Annotated in this window: 15 protein-coding genes; 10 read left to right on the top strand and 5 right to left on the bottom strand. The window is 60.1% G+C overall.

What is annotated here, in order from left to right:
- Positions 1–40 precede the first annotated feature (40 nt).
- The 6 genes from ACVWSC_RS23200 (at position 41) to ACVWSC_RS23175 (ending at position 6640) form a co-directional block, all read left to right on the top strand.
- Positions 41–1303: an ABC transporter substrate-binding protein gene (locus ACVWSC_RS23200; RefSeq protein ID WP_442109381.1), complete on the top strand. Its 1263-nt coding sequence runs from the start codon at positions 41–43 to the stop codon at positions 1301–1303.
- A gap of 63 nt (positions 1304–1366) precedes the next feature.
- Positions 1367–2275 (top strand): carbohydrate ABC transporter permease, encoded by a 909-nt coding sequence (locus tag ACVWSC_RS23195; protein ID WP_442109380.1) that lies wholly within the window; start codon positions 1367–1369, stop codon positions 2273–2275.
- Positions 2268–3113: a carbohydrate ABC transporter permease gene (locus ACVWSC_RS23190; RefSeq protein ID WP_442109379.1), complete on the top strand. Its 846-nt coding sequence runs from the start codon at positions 2268–2270 to the stop codon at positions 3111–3113. The genes ACVWSC_RS23195 and ACVWSC_RS23190 overlap by 8 nt, the downstream gene beginning before the upstream one ends.
- Before the next feature lie 6 nt (positions 3114–3119).
- Entirely contained in the window at positions 3120–4274 is a 1155-nt protein-coding gene (locus ACVWSC_RS23185) for an ABC transporter ATP-binding protein (RefSeq protein WP_442109378.1), read from the top strand.
- A gap of 54 nt (positions 4275–4328) precedes the next feature.
- Positions 4329–5675 (top strand): carbohydrate porin, encoded by a 1347-nt coding sequence (locus ACVWSC_RS23180; RefSeq protein ID WP_442109377.1) that lies wholly within the window; start codon positions 4329–4331, stop codon positions 5673–5675.
- 110 nt (positions 5676–5785) lie between these two features.
- The gene (locus ACVWSC_RS23175; protein ID WP_442109376.1) at positions 5786–6640 is read left to right on the top strand and encodes a D-hexose-6-phosphate mutarotase; all 855 of its coding nucleotides are present in this window, start codon (positions 5786–5788) and stop codon (positions 6638–6640) included.
- On the opposite strand, the gene hexR is transcribed toward ACVWSC_RS23175, so the two are convergent.
- Positions 6633–7493 (bottom strand): DNA-binding transcriptional regulator HexR, encoded by an 861-nt coding sequence (gene hexR / locus ACVWSC_RS23170; protein ID WP_174242320.1) that lies wholly within the window; start codon positions 7491–7493, stop codon positions 6633–6635. The two genes, ACVWSC_RS23175 and hexR, sit on opposite strands and share 8 nt — an antisense overlap.
- A 213-nt stretch (positions 7494–7706) precedes the next feature.
- Here hexR and zwf point away from each other — a divergent pair, with 213 nt between their 5' ends.
- From zwf to ACVWSC_RS23155, 3 genes are read left to right on the top strand one after another with little or no spacing between them, the layout of a single operon-like run.
- The gene (zwf, locus tag ACVWSC_RS23165) at positions 7707–9176 is read left to right on the top strand and encodes a glucose-6-phosphate dehydrogenase (RefSeq protein WP_442109375.1); all 1470 of its coding nucleotides are present in this window, start codon (positions 7707–7709) and stop codon (positions 9174–9176) included.
- On the top strand, positions 9163–9876 hold the full coding sequence (pgl, locus tag ACVWSC_RS23160; protein WP_442109374.1) for a 6-phosphogluconolactonase: 714 nt from the start codon (positions 9163–9165) through the stop codon (positions 9874–9876). The genes zwf and pgl overlap by 14 nt, the downstream gene beginning before the upstream one ends.
- A gap of 17 nt (positions 9877–9893) precedes the next feature.
- Positions 9894–10568, top strand: a complete 675-nt coding sequence (locus ACVWSC_RS23155; RefSeq protein WP_442109373.1) for a bifunctional 4-hydroxy-2-oxoglutarate aldolase/2-dehydro-3-deoxy-phosphogluconate aldolase — start codon at positions 9894–9896, stop codon at positions 10566–10568.
- Positions 10569–10691: 123 nt separating this feature from the next.
- Here ACVWSC_RS23155 and ACVWSC_RS23150 read toward each other — a convergent pair whose 3' ends face one another.
- From ACVWSC_RS23150 to ACVWSC_RS23140, 3 genes are read right to left on the bottom strand one after another with little or no spacing between them, the layout of a single operon-like run.
- Positions 10692–11699 carry a DUF6384 family protein gene (locus ACVWSC_RS23150; protein ID WP_442109372.1) on the bottom strand — a complete coding sequence of 336 codons (1008 nt, stop codon included), beginning with the start codon at positions 11697–11699 and terminating at the stop codon, positions 10692–10694.
- The gene (locus ACVWSC_RS23145; RefSeq protein ID WP_442109371.1) at positions 11696–12838 is read right to left on the bottom strand and encodes a merozoite surface protein 3b; all 1143 of its coding nucleotides are present in this window, start codon (positions 12836–12838) and stop codon (positions 11696–11698) included. Before ACVWSC_RS23145 ends, ACVWSC_RS23150 begins: the two co-directional genes overlap by 4 nt.
- A gap of 9 nt (positions 12839–12847) precedes the next feature.
- Positions 12848–14179, bottom strand: coding sequence for a coiled-coil domain-containing protein (locus ACVWSC_RS23140; protein WP_442109370.1), 1332 nt, complete (start codon positions 14177–14179; stop codon positions 12848–12850).
- Here ACVWSC_RS23140 and ACVWSC_RS23135 point away from each other — a divergent pair.
- The gene (locus ACVWSC_RS23135) at positions 14162–14344 is read left to right on the top strand and encodes a hypothetical protein (protein ID WP_442109369.1); all 183 of its coding nucleotides are present in this window, start codon (positions 14162–14164) and stop codon (positions 14342–14344) included. The two genes, ACVWSC_RS23140 and ACVWSC_RS23135, sit on opposite strands and share 18 nt — an antisense overlap.
- Positions 14345–14425: 81 nt before the next feature.
- Here ACVWSC_RS23135 and leuA read toward each other — a convergent pair whose 3' ends face one another.
- Positions 14426–16102, bottom strand: coding sequence for a 2-isopropylmalate synthase (leuA, locus tag ACVWSC_RS23130; protein WP_442109368.1), 1677 nt, complete (start codon positions 16100–16102; stop codon positions 14426–14428).
- Positions 16103–16169: the final 67 nt, after the last annotated feature.

The following is a 16169-nucleotide window of genomic DNA, read 5'->3' as shown; positions in this document are numbered from 1 at the left end:
CGACTTGCACCTGCATAACAACAAGAAAAGGTTCCGCCCCATGAATGCGATCAATCGTCTCGCTGCTGTCGTTTCTCTTGCCTCCTTGTTGCCCCTGAGCGCCCTGGCCGCTGATGCCGGTACCGTTGAAGTGCTGCACTGGTGGACCTCCGGTGGCGAAGCCAAGGCCGTTGAAACACTCAAGGCGCAGGTGCAGAAAGACGGTTTTATCTGGAAGGACAACGCCGTCGCCGGTGGTGGCGGCGCAGCGGCCATGACCGTGCTCAAGACCCGCGCCATTTCCGGCAACCCGCCTGCCGCTGCACAGATCAAGGGCCCGGATATTCAGGAGTGGGGGGCGCTGGGTTTGCTCACCGAACTCGATGAAGTGTCCGAGGCCAATCACTGGGACACCCTGCTGCCGAAGAAAGTCGCGCAGATCATGAAATACGACGGCCATTACGTGGCCGTGCCGGTGAACATCCACCGGGTCAACTGGCTGTGGATCAACCCCGAGGTATTTGCCAAGGCGGGCGCCACCGTACCGACTACCCTCGATGAACTCTTCGCGGCTGCCGACAAGCTCAAAGCGGCGGGATTCATTCCCCTGGCCCACGGCGGTCAGCCCTGGCAGGACAGCACCGTATTCGAAGACCTGGCACTGAGCATCCTCGGCCCCAAGGGCTATCACGCGGCCTTCGTCGAGCTGGATGAAGCGACCTTGACCGGTACGCAAATGGTCGAGGTGTTCAAGACCCTGCAGCGCCTGGGTACCTACATGGACCCTAATCGCGCCGGGCGTGACTGGAACATCGCCGCTGCCGAGGTCATCAGTGGCAAGGCTGGCATGCAGATCATGGGCGACTGGGCCAAGAGCGAATGGACGGCGGCGGGCAAGGTAGCCGGCAAGGACTACCAATGCGTGGCCTTCCCAGGCACTCAAGGCAGTTTTGCCTACAACATCGACTCGCTGGCGATGTTCAAGCTCAAGAACCCGAACGACATCAAGGCCCAGAATGACCTGGCCAAGGTTGCACTTGAACCGCAGTTCCAGACGGTGTTCAACCAGAACAAAGGCTCGCTGCCGGTGCGTCAGGACATGGACATGAGCCAGTTCGACGCCTGCACGCAGAAGTCCGCCGTGGACTTCAAATACGCCGAGCAAGGCGATGGCCTGCAGCCAAGCATGGCGCACAACATGGCGACTTCCCTGGCGGTGCAGGGGGCGATCTTCGATGTGGTCACCAACTTCCTCAACGACCCGAAAGCGGACCCTGCAACGGCGGTCAAGCAACTGAATTCGGCGATCAAGTCGGCCAAGTAAACGATCGCGGGGCAAGCCCGCTCCCACCGGGCCCCGCGATACCCTCCAACACGGAGCCACCCCATGAACACTGTTGCCACATTCAACAAGGCCTCGCCCGTCGATGCTTTGCAACGCTGGCTGCCCAAACTGGTACTGGCGCCCAGCATGCTGATCGTCCTGGTGGGCTTTTATGGCTACATCCTCTGGACCTTCATCCTGTCCTTTACCAACTCCAGCTTCATGCCCAGCTACAAGTGGGTGGGGCTGGCGCAATACACCCGGTTGCTGGAAAACGACCGCTGGTGGGTGGCGAGCAAGAACCTGCTGGTGTTCGGCGGTCTGTTCATTGCCATCAGCCTGGTGATCGGCGTGCTGCTGGCGGTGTTGCTGGACCAGCGTATCCGTCGCGAAGGGTTTATCCGCACGGTCTACCTGTACCCCATGGCGCTGTCGATGATCGTCACCGGCACTGCCTGGAAGTGGCTGCTCAACCCAGGCCTGGGCCTGGACAAGATGCTCCGCGACTGGGGCTGGGAAGGCTTTCGCCTGGACTGGCTGGTGGACCCGGACCGGGTCGTCTACTGCCTGGTGATCGCTGCGGTATGGCAAGCCTCGGGCTTTGTCATGGCGCTGTTTCTGGCGGGTTTGCGCAGTGTCGATCAGTCGATCATTCGCGCTGCTCAGGTCGACGGCGCCAGCTTGCCGAGCATCTACCTGCGCATTGTGCTGCCCAGCCTGCGCCCGGTGTTTTTCAGCGCCTTGATGATCCTTGCGCATATCGCGATCAAGAGCTTCGACCTGGTTGCGGCAATGACCGCAGGCGGGCCGGGGTATGCCTCGGACCTGCCGGCGATGTTCATGTATTCCTTCACCTTCAGCCGCGGGCAAATGGGCATGGGTTCGGCCAGTGCGATCCTGATGCTCGGGGCGATCCTGTCGATCCTGGTGCCTTACCTGTACTCGGAACTGAGGAACAAGCGCCATGACTAGATCCCTGGCTCCCCGTAGGTTCAGCTTCAGCCGCATCAGCATCTACGCGACGTTGTTGCTGGCCTGCGCGCTGTACCTGATCCCGCTGATTGTGATGCTGCTGACCAGTTTCAAATCGCCGGATGACATCCGCACCGGCAACCTGCTGAGCTGGCCCGAGGTGGTCACCGGCATGGGCTGGATCAAAGCCTGGGACATCGTCGGTGGCTACTTCTGGAATTCGGTGAAAATCACCGTGCCGGCGGTGCTGATCTCGACCCTGCTCGGTGCGCTCAATGGCTATGTGCTGTCGATGTGGCGCTTTCGCGGTTCGCAGCTGTTTTTCGGGCTGTTGCTGTTCGGCTGTTTCCTGCCGTTTCAGACCGTACTGCTACCGGCCTCCTTCACCCTCGGCAAGCTCGGCCTGGCCAGTACCACCACGGGTCTGGTGCTGGTGCACATCGTTTATGGCCTGGCCTTCACCACGCTGTTTTTCCGCAACTACTACTGCAGTGTGCCCGATGCGCTGGTGCAGGCGGCGCGCCTGGACGGGGCGGGCTTTTTCACCATCTTTTTGCGCATTCTGCTGCCGATGTCGGTGCCGATCATCATGGTCTGCCTGATCTGGCAATTCACCCAGATCTGGAACGACTTCCTCTTCGGTGTGGTGTTCGCCAGCGGCGACGCGCAACCGATCACCGTGGCCCTGAACAACCTGGTCAACACCAGCACCGGGGTCAAGGAATACAACGTCGACATGGCGGCGGCGATGATCGCCGGGTTACCGACCCTGTTGGTCTATGTGCTGGCTGGCAAGTATTTCCTGCGCGGGCTTACTGCCGGCGCGGTCAAGGGGTGAATCAACATGGCAACGCTTGAACTGCGCAACGTCAACAAAACCTACGGCAGCGGTCAGCCGGACACCTTGAAGCACATCGATCTGGCGATCGACTCCGGGGAGTTTCTGATTCTGGTCGGGCCCTCTGGCTGCGGTAAATCAACCTTGATGAACTGCATTGCCGGGCTTGAACAGATCAGCGGCGGGGCGATCCTGGTGGACGCTGCCGACATCAGTGGCATGAGCCCCAAGGACCGCGATATCGCCATGGTCTTTCAGTCGTACGCGCTGTACCCGACCATGAACGTGCGCGACAACATCGCCTTCGGCCTGAAGATCCGCAAGCTGTCGGCGGCGGCGATCGATGAAGAAGTGGCGCGGGTGGCTAAGCTGTTACAGATCGAGCACCTGCTCACGCGCAAGCCGGGCCAGCTCTCCGGTGGTCAGCAACAGCGTGTGGCGATGGGTCGGGCACTGGCGCGGCGGCCGAAGATCTACCTGTTCGACGAGCCGCTGTCCAACCTCGACGCCAAGCTGCGGGTGGAGATGCGTACCGAGATCAAACTCATGCACCAGCGCCTGAAAACTACCACGGTGTATGTCACCCACGACCAGATCGAAGCCATGACCCTCGGCGACAAGGTGGCGGTGATGAAGGACGGGCTGATCCAGCAGTTCGGTACCCCGCAGCAGATCTACAACGATCCGGCCAATCTGTTTGTTGCCAGTTTCATTGGCTCGCCGCCGATGAACTTCATTCCTCTGCGCTTGCAGCGCAAGGACGGCCGCTTGCAGGCCTTGCTCGACAGCGGCCAGGCCCGTTGTGAACTGCCGCTAGGGCTCAATGATGCCGGGCTTGAGGAGCGCGAGGTGATCCTCGGCATCCGCCCTGAACAGATCGCCCTGGCCCCGGCGCAGGCCAATGGTTTGCCGAGTATTCACGCCGAGGTGCAGATCACCGAACCGACCGGCCCCGACCTACTGGTGTTCGTCACCCTCAACCAGACCAAGGTGTGTTGCCGCCTGACGCCGGATGTTGCGGTTCAGGTCGGCGACACCCTGAACCTGCAGTTCGACCCGGCGCGGGTACTGCTGTTCGATGCCGCCAGCGGCGAGCGCCTGGGCGTGAATGTCGCGCAGCGTTCTGCTCAGGACAAGGTCGCGCAGTTCAAGGGTCGTTGAACCGGTTGCACGTCATACAAGCCCACCAACAACAATAAAATGAGGACACACGGGATGGATCACTTCAAACGCATCACGCCGCTGCTGCCATTGGGACTGTTGACGGCATTGGGCGTCAGTTGCGGGGCGCACGCGGCCGAGGCTTTTTCTGCCGATTCGAAATGGATGAGCGGTGATTGGGGCGGAACCCGTACCGAGCTGCTGGAAAAGGGCTACGACTTCACCCTGGACTACGTCGGTGAGGTGGCAGGCAACCTCAACGGTGGCTACAACGACGACAAAACGGCACGGTACAGTGACCAGTTCGCGCTTGGCGCTCACCTGGATCTGGAGAAGATCCTCGGCTGGCACGACGCCGAGTTCAAGCTGGCGATCACCGAGCGTAGCGGGCGCAACCTGTCCAACGACCGCATCAGCGACCCGCGTGCCGGGCAGTTCAGTTCCGTGCAGGAAGTCTGGGGCCGTGGTCAGACCTGGCGCTTGACCCAGATGTGGATCAAGCAGAAGTACTTCGACGGCGCCCTGGACGTGAAGCTTGGGCGTTTTGGCGAAGGCGAGGACTTCAACAGCTTTCCCTGCGATTTCCAGAACCTGGCGTTTTGCGGCTCACAGGTCGGCAACTGGGTGGGGAGCGTCTGGTACAACTGGCCGGTGAGCCAGTGGGCGCTGCGGGTCAAATACAACCTCACTCCGGAGTTTTTCGCCCAGGTCGGGGTGTATGAGCAAAACCCTTCCAACCTCGAGACCGGTAACGGCTTCAAGCTCAGTGGCAGTGGCACCAAGGGCATGATCCTGCCGTTCGAACTGGTGTGGTCGCCCAAGGTCAACGCACTGCCGGGTGAATACCGTCTGGGTTACTACTACAGCACGGCCAAGGCCGACGATGTGTTCGACGACGTCAATGGCCAGCCGCAGGCCATTACCGGCAACGACTTCAAGTCGCACTCCAGCAAACATGGCTGGTGGGTGGTGGCGCAGCAGCAAGTCACCGCGCATAACGGCGATGCCAGCCGTGGCCTCAGCCTGTTCGCCAACTTCACCGTGCATGACAAAGCCACCAACGTGGTCGACAACTATCAGCAGGTTGGGCTGGTCTACAAGGGCGCCTTCGATGCCCGGCCCAAGGATGACATCGGCTTTGGCGTGGCACGCATCCACGTCAACGACGATGTGAAAGACCGCGCTGAACTGCTCAACCAGCAGAGCGGTATTGATGATTACGACAACCCCAACTTCGTGCCAATCCAGAAGACCGAGTACAACGCCGAGCTGTATTACGGTGTGCATGTCACCAACTGGCTGACCGTGCGCCCCAACCTGCAGTACATCAAAAGCCCGGGTGGGGTAGACGAGGTGGATAACGCGCTGGTCGCCGGCTTGAAGATTCAGTCGTCGTTCTGAGGCAATATGTTGTAAATTTACGAGCTGATCGCGAAACAAGCCCGCCCCTACCTGGTGGGAGCGGGCTTGTTTCGCGATAAAGGCCCAAACTAACAACAAGAGTCCCCGTTATGCCCGAGCACCCGCTACAACGCTTCTTCACTTCGCAGAGGCCTAGACCGACCTTCGAGTGGGAGCGTTACCAGCAGCGCGATGTGCTGATCATCGATCATCCCCAGTGCCAGGCCGTGTTCAGCCGCCAGGGCGCGCAGTTGCTGCATTTCCAGCCCACAGGCGAACGCCCCTGGTTGTGGTGTGCAGCCCAGTGGCCACAGGTTGGTGCCATTCGCGGTGGTGTTCCGGTGTGCTGGCCCTGGTATGGCCGTCACCCCAGCGAAGACATGTGGCCAGCCCACGGCTGGGCGCGGTTGCTCGACTGGAAGCTGATCGACAGCAGCGAAGACCCAGACGGCGTGACTCTCAAGTGGCGGCTACAGCTGTGCGACTGGCAGGTCGATCTGTCGGCCAGGCTGGGCAAACGCATGGAATTGCAGTTAAGTACCGAACATCAAGACAGCCAACCCTGTCAGCTGAGTCATGCTCTGCTGGCTTACTGGCGTATTAGTGACGTTTCTGAGATAGCGCTGTCTGGGCTAGAAAACATTGAGGGTTATGACCGTTTGAACCGTCAGGCCTGTCGCCAGAAAGGCGCCCTGAAGGTGTTTGGCGGCTGTCAGCGGGTCTTCCCCAATGCGGCGAACGTCCAGCTACACGACCCGGCCTGGCAGCGGCAGTTGAGCATCGATACCGGTGACAGTGAGGACACCATCGTCTGGCACCCCGGCAGTCGGCCATTGATGGGGGTCAGTAGCAGTGAAACGCTGGGCTTCGTCTGTGTTGAGGCCGCCAGTGGCAGCAGTGACAGCTTGAGTTTGGCGCCAGGTGAGCAGGCTCACCTGCGTTTGCAGGCGCAATTGCTCAGTTGAGTTCGTCGTCGATCGGGTAACGGCTGGCGTTGAGGCTTTCCTTGATCTTGCGCAGGTGCGGCTGAAAGTCGACGCCGCGGCGCAAGGTCATGCCGGTGGCCAATACGTCGAGTACGGTCAACTGGATGATGCGCGAAGTCATCGGCATGTAAATATCGGTGTCTTCTGGCAGCGGTATGTTCAGGCTCAGGCTGCTGGCTTTGGCCAGCGGCGAGTCGGCGGCGGTCAGGCCGAGTACCGAGGCGCCGTTTTCCCGGGCCAGGCGTGCGACTTCGACCAGCTCGCGGGTGCGGCCGGTGTAGGAGATGATGACAAATAGCTCACCGGTGTGTGCCACCGAGGCCAGCATGCGTTGCATCAGCACGTCGGCGTGGGCCGAAACGGCGAGGTTGAATCGGAAGAACTTATGTTGCGCATCCAGTGCCACCGGCGCTGAAGCACCGAGGCCGAAAAAGTGGATCTGGCGTGCCTGAATCAGCATGTCGACCGCGCGGCTGATCAGCTGCGGATCGAGCTGCTGGCAGGCGCTGTCCAGCGAGGCAATGGCGCTGCCGAAGATTTTCTGGGTGTAGGAGGCCGGGTCGTCATCGGCTTCAACCGCGCGGCTGACGTAAGCGGCGCCGCTGGCCAGGCTTTGCGCCAGTTGCAGTTTCAGCTCAGGGTAGCCACTGACGCCGAACGAGCGGCAGAAGCGGTTGACCGTTGGTTCGCTGACCTTGGCGGCCTGGGCGAGGGCGGCAATGCTGAAGCGCGTGGCTTGCTGGGGGTTGAGCAAAATGACTTCGGCGACTTTACGCTCAGCCTTGTTCAGTTCTTCGAGGCGGCCCTGGATCTGTTCCAGGAGGTTTCGCACGCGGTCCATGGGTATGTGTCCTTGGGTCGATGAGGCGGCCCGACGGCAGAAGCCGTGAGCGGTTGACGCGGTGGCTTATCGTACTGGTGGCATGGAGGGCGCACCACTTGAATCTGCCACTGAGTAAAATGTTGTGGTTTTTACTACATTATTCCTTGAAAACTGGGAATGAAAACGGTATTTCTAGCTCAACTTGATAAAAGAACCAACATCATGGCATCGATCAGCGTTGAACCTTGCACCTTTGCCCTGTTTGGCGCCCTTGGCGACCTGGCGTTGCGCAAGCTGTTTCCGGCGCTCTACCAGCTCGACCGCGCCGACCTGTTGCACAGCAATACGCGGGTGCTGGCCCTGGCCCGCGAGGCGGGCAGCGTGGCCGAGCACCTGGCGTCGATCGAGGCGCACTTGCGCGAGTTCGTCCCGGCCGGGCAGATCGAGCCGCTGGTGTTGCAGCGCTTCCTCGCACGCCTGAGCTATGTGCATGTCGATTTCCTCAAGGGCGAGGATTACCAGGCGCTGGCCGAGCAGGTCGATGACGGCAATCAACTGATCGCCTATTTCGCCACACCTGCCGCGGTGTACGGCGGTATTTGCGAGAACCTCGACAAGGTCGGCCTCAGTGCCCGTACCCGGGTAGTGCTGGAAAAACCGATCGGCCATGACCTGGACTCGTCGCGGCGGGTCAACGATGCCGTGGCGCAGTACTTCCCGGAAGATCGGGTCTATCGCATCGACCATTACCTGGGCAAGGAAACCGTTCAGAACCTGATTGCCCTGCGCTTTGCCAATAGCCTGTTCGAAACCCAGTGGAACCAGAATTCGATCTCCCACGTAGAAATTACCGTGGCTGAAAAGGTCGGGATCGAAGGGCGCTGGGGCTACTTCGACAAAGCCGGGCAACTGCGCGACATGATCCAGAACCACCTGCTGCAGCTGCTCTGCCTGATCGCCATGGACCCGCCCAGTGACCTCTCTGCCGACAGCATCCGCAATGAGAAGGTCAAAGTGCTCAAGGCGCTGGCGCCGATCACGGGTGAAGGTTTGAGCACCCATGTGGTGCGCGGTCAGTACATTGCGGGTTACAGCGAAGGCAAATCCGTGCCCGGTTACCTGGAAGAAGACAACGCCAACGCCCAGAGCGACACCGAGACCTTTGTCGCCCTGCGCGCCGATATCCGCAACTGGCGCTGGGCGGGTGTGCCGTTCTACCTGCGCACCGGCAAGCGCATGCCGCAAAAGCTCTCGCAGATTGTCATCCACTTCAAAGAGACCCCGCACTACATCTTCGCCCCGGAACAGCGTTTGCAGATCGGTAACAAACTGATCATCCGCCTGCAGCCGGACGAAGGCATCTCCCTGCGGGTGATGACCAAGGAGCAGGGCCTGGACAAGGGCATGCAACTGCGCAGCGGGCCGTTGCAGCTGAATTTTTCCGACACCTGGCGCAGCGCGCGGATTCCCGATGCCTATGAGCGTTTGCTGTTGGAAGTGATGCGCGGCAATCAGAACCTGTTTGTACGCAAGGATGAAATCGAATACGCGTGGAAATGGTGTGATCAGTTGATCGCCGGCTGGAAGCACAGTGGCGATGCGCCCAAGCCTTATGCCGCTGGCTCCTGGGGGCCGATGAGCTCGATTGCACTGATTACGCGTGATGGGAGGTCGTGGTATGGCGATATCTGAACTTGAACTGCCGGCTAACGTAACGGCGCACGACTTTAGCGGTGCTGCGCAATTGGCCGAAGGCTTGGCCAAGGATGTCGCCGCACGCCTGAACGCTGCAATTGCGGCGAAAGGCCAGGCGACCCTGGTGGTGTCTGGCGGGCGTAGTCCGGTGGCATTTTTTCAGGCACTGATTCAGCAGCCGCTGGACTGGTCCAAGGTGCTGGTTACCCTCGCCGATGAGCGTTGGGTGCCGGTTGAGCATGCCGACAGCAATGCCGGGCTGCTCAAGCGTCATTTGTTGACCGGCAAGGCGGCCAAGGCGAGTTTTCTCAGCCTTTATCGCCCTGCAGCCAGCCTCGAAGCGGCTGCGGTCGAGGCTGACCAGGCCTTGGCCAAGCTGACCGCAATCGACGTATTGGTACTGGGCATGGGCGACGACGGGCATACCGCCTCGTTGTTCCCCAACAGCCCGAATCTCAGCGAAGGCCTCGACCGTCACAGCTCGCGGCGCTGCTTGCCGATGCTGGCGCCGAGTGTGCCGCATCAGCGCCTGAGCATGACCCGCGCCTTGCTCGCCCAGGCCGGATTCACCGTGTTGTCTGTGCAAGGCCCAGGCAAACTCGCTACCCTGCGCGCCGCACTGCAGGGCTCGGACATTGCCGCGATGCCGATTCGCGCCTTTCTACAAGACCCTCTGGATATTTACTGGTGCCCATGAGCCAAGGATCCGCCGTTATGACCACGCATGAACTGAAACAGCCGGGAGTTTCGATGACCGACAAGATTGCCCGGATCGATCAGATCTGCACCCAGGCGCGCATTCTGCCGGTGATCACCATTGCCCGCGAAAGCGACATCCTGCCGTTGGCCGATGCCTTGGCCGCGGGTGGCATCAAGACCCTGGAAGTGACCCTGCGTTCGGCGCATGGCTTGAAGGCCATCCAGGTGTTGCGCGAGCAGCGTCCGGAGCTGTGCATCGGTGCCGGCACCGTGCTCGATCGCACGACGTTTGCCGCCGTTGAAGCGGCCGGGGCGCAGTTCGTCGTCACCCCTGGGATTACTCAGGATTTGCTCGAAGCGGGCGTGGATAGCGACATTCCGTTGCTGCCGGGTATCAGTACACCGTCGGAAATCATGATGGGTTATTGCCTGGGCTACCGGCGCTTCAAGCTGTTTCCAGCCGAGATCAGCGGCGGCGTAGCAGCGATCAAAGCCTTTGCCGGCCCGTTTGGCGATGTGCGTTTTTGCCCGACCGGTGGGGTCAACCTGAGCAATGTACAAAGTTACATGGCGTTGCCCAATGTGATGTGTGTGGGCGGTACCTGGATGCTGAACAGTGACTGGATCAAGAACGGCGAGTGGTCGCGGATTACCGAGTGTAGTGCGCAGGCCATGGAGTTGTTGGGCTAAATCGAATTCGTTGTGTGCTACACGGTTTGGGGGCGCTTGGTCGGCGCCCCTTTTTTTTGCGCATCGCGGGGCAAGCCCGCTCCCACAGACCGGTAGGAGCGGGCTTGCCCCGCGATTGGGTTCTCAGAAGCTGTGAGTAATGTTCAGCCCCGGCGAGTCTTCATCGATCAGTGGCTCATTGAGCGCGCGCTCATCGAACGCCAGGTCCATGGTGTAAGCAGGTTTGTAGCCAATATCGCGTTGGTCCACGCGGCCGTTGTCGTGTTTGTCCTTCACAGCCTGTAGATACGCGGCGTGGCTCACCGGCACCGCGATGGAGGTGTGAACCCGCATTTCCTCAACATCTTTACGAAAATACGGGATGTGACCGACATTCCCTTGAGCATCGACCGCCTGGACCATCAGGTACCACTTGCGTCCGGCGGTTTTCGACGTCTTGCACAGTGCGCGATCGGCGCAATGCTCAAAACCGGTCTGTTCGCCTGATCGGTCCACTAGCTCCAGCAGATATTCGTTACCGAGAAAGTCCATCTGCTGTTGCATTTCCACGAGTACATTCTCTACGTACTCAGGGTCACCTTTGTCGATAATGGTCTTCACACGTTGCGCATAGGCGTTCATCTGCGTTTGCAGATCCGCGTTGAGCGGCATGCTGGCCAAGCGCTTGAGCTGTGCCTTGTAGCGTTGCATGTTGGCGCTTTCAGGCACGCTTTCAGCAGCTTTTGGCGCCTGAACGGCCTGGGCCTTGGCCGGTGCTTGGGTAGCGCTTGGTTTGTCGTCAAGCATCGTCCAAGTCTTGATGGCGACAACCAGCGCCAGAAGCAATAGCCAGATCAAGCCTTTCTTGAACTGCGTCTGACACATGAACAGCCAAGCGATCAGCTGTTCTGTTTTCGACAGCGTAGGGGCTTCGAACATCAGGCGGCGGTCGAAGAATTCGCGCACGCCTTGTTCCACCAGCGCATCGTCACACTCGATGCCCTGCTGCTGGTAATACGCCCTGATCCGCTCGGCGACTTCCGTGCGGCGCCGATGCAGATCCAGGTGCTCGCGCATCTGGCGTTGCTGATGGCGAAGCTGGTCGACGAGGGCCATGGCCCCCATCTGTTCGGAGAGTGATCCCCGCTTCATTGCCCGGCCTTGGCCAGCAAGTCGGCAAAGGAACGCTTGGCGTCTTCGACGCAGGCTGCGATTTCCCGGGCAGCATTGGTCGACTCGGCACGGTAGGTGTCGGTCAGGCCTTTCATGTCGTTCTGGAAGGTCAGCATGGCCTGGGCCAGCGAGCGCACGGCGTCGACGCGCAAGGTGGAGCCATAGCTGGCTTTAACGGCCGCGCCCAGTTGCTGGTTGCCGATTTCGCCCAGCGCTTCCAGGCCTTTGCTTATGCCTTCGGTGGTGGCGTTGAGGGTCTGGGTGGCTTCGGCCATACCGCTGTTGGCGGTGAACGACACCGCCAGGCTGGTGAGTACCACTTCGTTGGTGGAGAAGAACGACACCATGCGCTGGTACTGACGCTCTTTGATCACGTGTACCTGGCTGATACGGGCAAAGACCATCTCTGCGGTGTTGTAGCCCACACGCAGGTCATCGGCGATGTCCTTGATGATCTGATAACGCTTGTCTTCGTTCTGCAAGGCGCGCACGGCTTCGTCGCGGCTCAGTTCCAGGGCAGCGCGGCGGGCCGGTTCCTGGCCTTCGGCTGCCGTTACCGCGCTGTTGGCGGCATCGAGCTGCTGGGTGCGTTCGGCCAACACTTTGCCAGCCAGCGCCAGGACTTCCTGGGCATCGACTTCTGCGGTTTTCATTGCCAGGCGGAAGTCCATGTAGGACTCAAGGATGACGTTCTCGCGGGAAATCTGGTCGTTGGCCGACTTGCACACTTGCAGGTAGTGCTCGCGGATGTCGTTGAAGCGGCTGGGGATCGAGCCGCGACGCACGTTCATCCACGCCAGCTTGAGGCGTTCTACGGTGTCCAGGCGACCGTCATCCATCCAGCCGGCCATGTCTGCGGCATCTTCACGCACCGAGGTGAAACTGTCGGTGATGTCCATGAAGCGGGTGGAGATGTCCATGCCCTCGATCTGCTCGCGCACCATCGTGTTAAACGCGGTCGATTGCTGCAGCACGGTGGCAATCGAAGTGACCCGCGTGTTGTCGTAGTCGGCAATGCGATCGAGCAGAGCAAGCACCGGCGCTTGTTGAGTCGGCTGAAGGAAGTTGATGCCGATGCTGCGCAGGTTGCTGAGGGCCTTTTCCAGGTATTGGCTCATGGGGTGTCCTTACGAGGTGGCGCAGCCAGCGGCTGCCGAGTGTACGTGGGGGGAGGTTTCGCTGTCAGGAAGGAACTGGGTATCGAGCAGGCCCAGCAGGTAATCCAGGGTAATTTCGCGCTTCATGTAGCTGCTCAGTAGTTGAGCAACATCCAGCGAGGCGTCGAGCTGTCCGCCATTGTCGTAGTCGTAGAGGCAGAAGCACTCCTCGTGACAATCGCAGTCGCAATCTTGAACACTGCAATAGTCATATGAACAGCCGTTGAGGTGTGGAGTGCAATGGCAGTTGCAGTCGCAGTCTTCGTCGCAATTCAGGCTGCCGAACAGGTGAATACGCAGTTGGCTTTCAAGGTCTTTGGCCAACTCACAAGCGTCTTCGGCCGCGACTTGCCGCTCGTGGCAGTTGTCCAGCGCCTGGACGATGTGCAAGCGTTCCGCACGCAGTGCCTGCAGCCGTGCGCCCGCCTGTGGATTTGAGGCCAGTGCCGGGGCCAGTTCTTCCAGCAAGTCCTTCATGTCCTTGCCACGCGTCTGCTCGCTGATCAGTTGCAAACCGGCCAGAAAGTCCGGGTCTTCGTTGACGAGCAGTGGCACGAGTTCTTCCCGCAGTTCTCGGGCACGCTGCTTGGCTGCGAAGATCTGGCGGGCCAGCAGCTTCTGTTTGACGTTGAGCGCTTCTTTGCCGGCGGTGCGCTGTGCCTCAGCCTGCAGGTCGTACATCTCCTCCTGCAGTGCTTCCAGATTGGCCTGCCGTTCGCTTTGCAGTGTTTCGTTATAGTCCTGCATTTCCAGCAGGATCTGTTCGTTTTCCAGATTGATGCGAAAGTTGACCCGTTTGGCCAGCCAGCCGTCGAGTACGCGTGCCACAGGCCCGCCGTTGTACTCGGCAGTGCCGTAGTGACGATCACGCAGGAAGTTGTAGATCGGGTGCGCTTGGTACTGTGGGAGTTTGACGTTGCATTCGTCGCGCACTTCGATGAAGTCGATTTCAGCCTGCTGTTCGGCGTCCAGTGCGTGCTGAAGTTGCTGCGACACGCGCTGGTATTCGGGTGAGTGTTGCAGCCTGGCCAGTGCCTGGCGGTCAACTTCATCACGTTGCGCGCGAACTTCCCTGTCGTTGCGCAGCGCCTGGGTGATTTCCCGTTCCTGCTCGGCCAACAGCTTGCGCAGGCGTTCGTGTTCGGCACGGCTCGCGTTCAGCAGTTGGGCCAGCTTTGCAGGGGCGCCGGGTAGGGGGCTGAAGGTGTCTGCAACAATGGGGCTGAGGTAGTCGATGAGGTCCTGATCGATGCGCAGGTAGCGTCCCACGAGGGGGAGGTGGGCATGATCGATCTCGTTCATGCGCAGTTCATAGCTACGGGAATGATCTTCGACGATCGCCATCAGGGTGCTGGAAGCCATGCCCTTCATGGCTTGACCCTGGAGCAAGGCTGGGCGTGGTTCATCTGCGTCCTTACAGGTGGTGTCTACGAAAATGAAGCGGGTCCGCAGTATAACGACGGCTGAGGTCAAAGTGATGGCGTTTTAAAATCGGCGCACAAAAAAGCCCGCCTGAAGCAGGCGGGCTCTAGTGCAGCGGGCTCAGCGTCAGGCGGCTTTGGCGGCAGCCTGTTGCGTCAACGAGCGGTTCAGGGCGCTGAACAGGGCCTTGAAGCTGGCAGTGGTGATGTTTTCATCGATACCCACACCATGCACCGGGCGACCACCGGCAACACGCAGCTCAATGTACGCCGCGGCTTTGGCGTTGGTACCGGCGCCAATGGCGTGCTCGTTGTAGTCCATGATTTCCACGGCTACCGGCAAGCCTGCGACCAGTGCTTCCAGGGCACCGTTACCTTTGCCGTGCCAGTGCAGGGTGGTTTCACCTTCGCTGGACACTTCAACCTCAACCTTGCTGTTGCCGTTCTCTTCCTGCAGGCGATGGCTGACCAGCGCGTACGGCGAGTTGGCTTGCAAGTATTCGCGGTGCAGCAGGTTGTAGATCTGCTGGGCAGTCATTTCCAGGCCCAGACGGTCGGTTTCACCCTGTACCACCTGGCTGAACTCGATCTGCATGCGGCGTGGCAAGCTGATGCCGTATTCCTGTTCCAGCAGGTAGGTAATACCGCCTTTGCCCGACTGGCTGTTGACGCGGATGACTGCCTCGTAGCTGCGGCCGATGTCGGCCGGGTCGATCGGCAGGTACGGTACTTCCCACTTGGCGTCGTCTTTCTGCTGGGTGAAACCCTTGCGGATCGCATCCTGGTGCGAGCCGGAGAACGCGGTGTGAACCAGGTCACCAACGTATGGATGACGTGGGTGCACCGGAATCTGGTTGCATTCCTCGACCACCTTGCGCACGCCATCGATGTCGGAGAAGTCCAACTGTGGGTCCAGGCCTTGGGTGTAGAGGTTCAGGGCCAAGGTCACCAGGTCGACGTTACCGGTACGCTCGCCGTTGCCGAACAGGCAGCCTTCGACACGGTCGGCACCGGCCATCAGGCCCAGCTCGGTGGCGGCCACGCCAGTACCACGGTCGTTGTGGGTGTGCAGGCTGATGATCACGCTGTCGCGACGGTTGACGTTGCGGCCGAACCACTCGATCTGGTCGGCGTAGATGTTCGGCGTCGACACTTCGACGGTAGCCGGCAGGTTGAGGATGATCTTGTGCTCAGGCGTCGGGTTCCACACCTCGATCACCGCATCACAGACTTCCTTGGCGAACTCCAGTTCAGTGGCGCTGAAGGTCTCTGGCGAGTACTGGAACGTCCACTGGGTTTCTGGCTGCTGGGCGGCATATTTGACGAACAGCTTGGCCGCGTTCACCGCGATGTCTTTCACGCCTTGCTTGTCCTGGTTGAAGACAATACGGCGGAACGATGGGCTGGTGGCGTTGTACAGGTGGACGATGGCCTTTTTCGCACCGCGCAGCGATTCGAAGGTACGGGCGATCAAGTCTTCACGGGCCTGGGTCAACACCTGGATGGTGGTGTCATCAGGAATATGGCCGTCTTCGATCAGGGTACGAACGAAGTCGAAATCGGTTTGCGATGCCGAAGGGAAAGAGGCTTCGATCTCTTTCACGCCGACACTGACCAGGGTCTTCCAGAAACGCAGCTTCTTCACCGCATCCATCGGCTCGATCAGCGACTGGTTGCCATCACGCAAGTCGGAGCTGCACCAGATAGGCGTCTGGGTGATGGTCTTCGATGGCCAGGTACGGTCAGGCAAGTTGACGGTAGGGAAGGCACTGTATTTTTTCGAAGGGTCTTTGAGCATGGTCATGAAAAGCAATCCTTTAGTGTGCGGCCTGATGAAGGTGGCCTGCCGAACGAAAACGAGATGAAAAGGC

It is taken from the genome of Pseudomonas sp. NUPR-002 (assembly GCF_056322725.1).
Note: the sequence above shows the minus strand (reverse complement) of the source record. Positions and strands in the feature narration are given on the sequence as shown.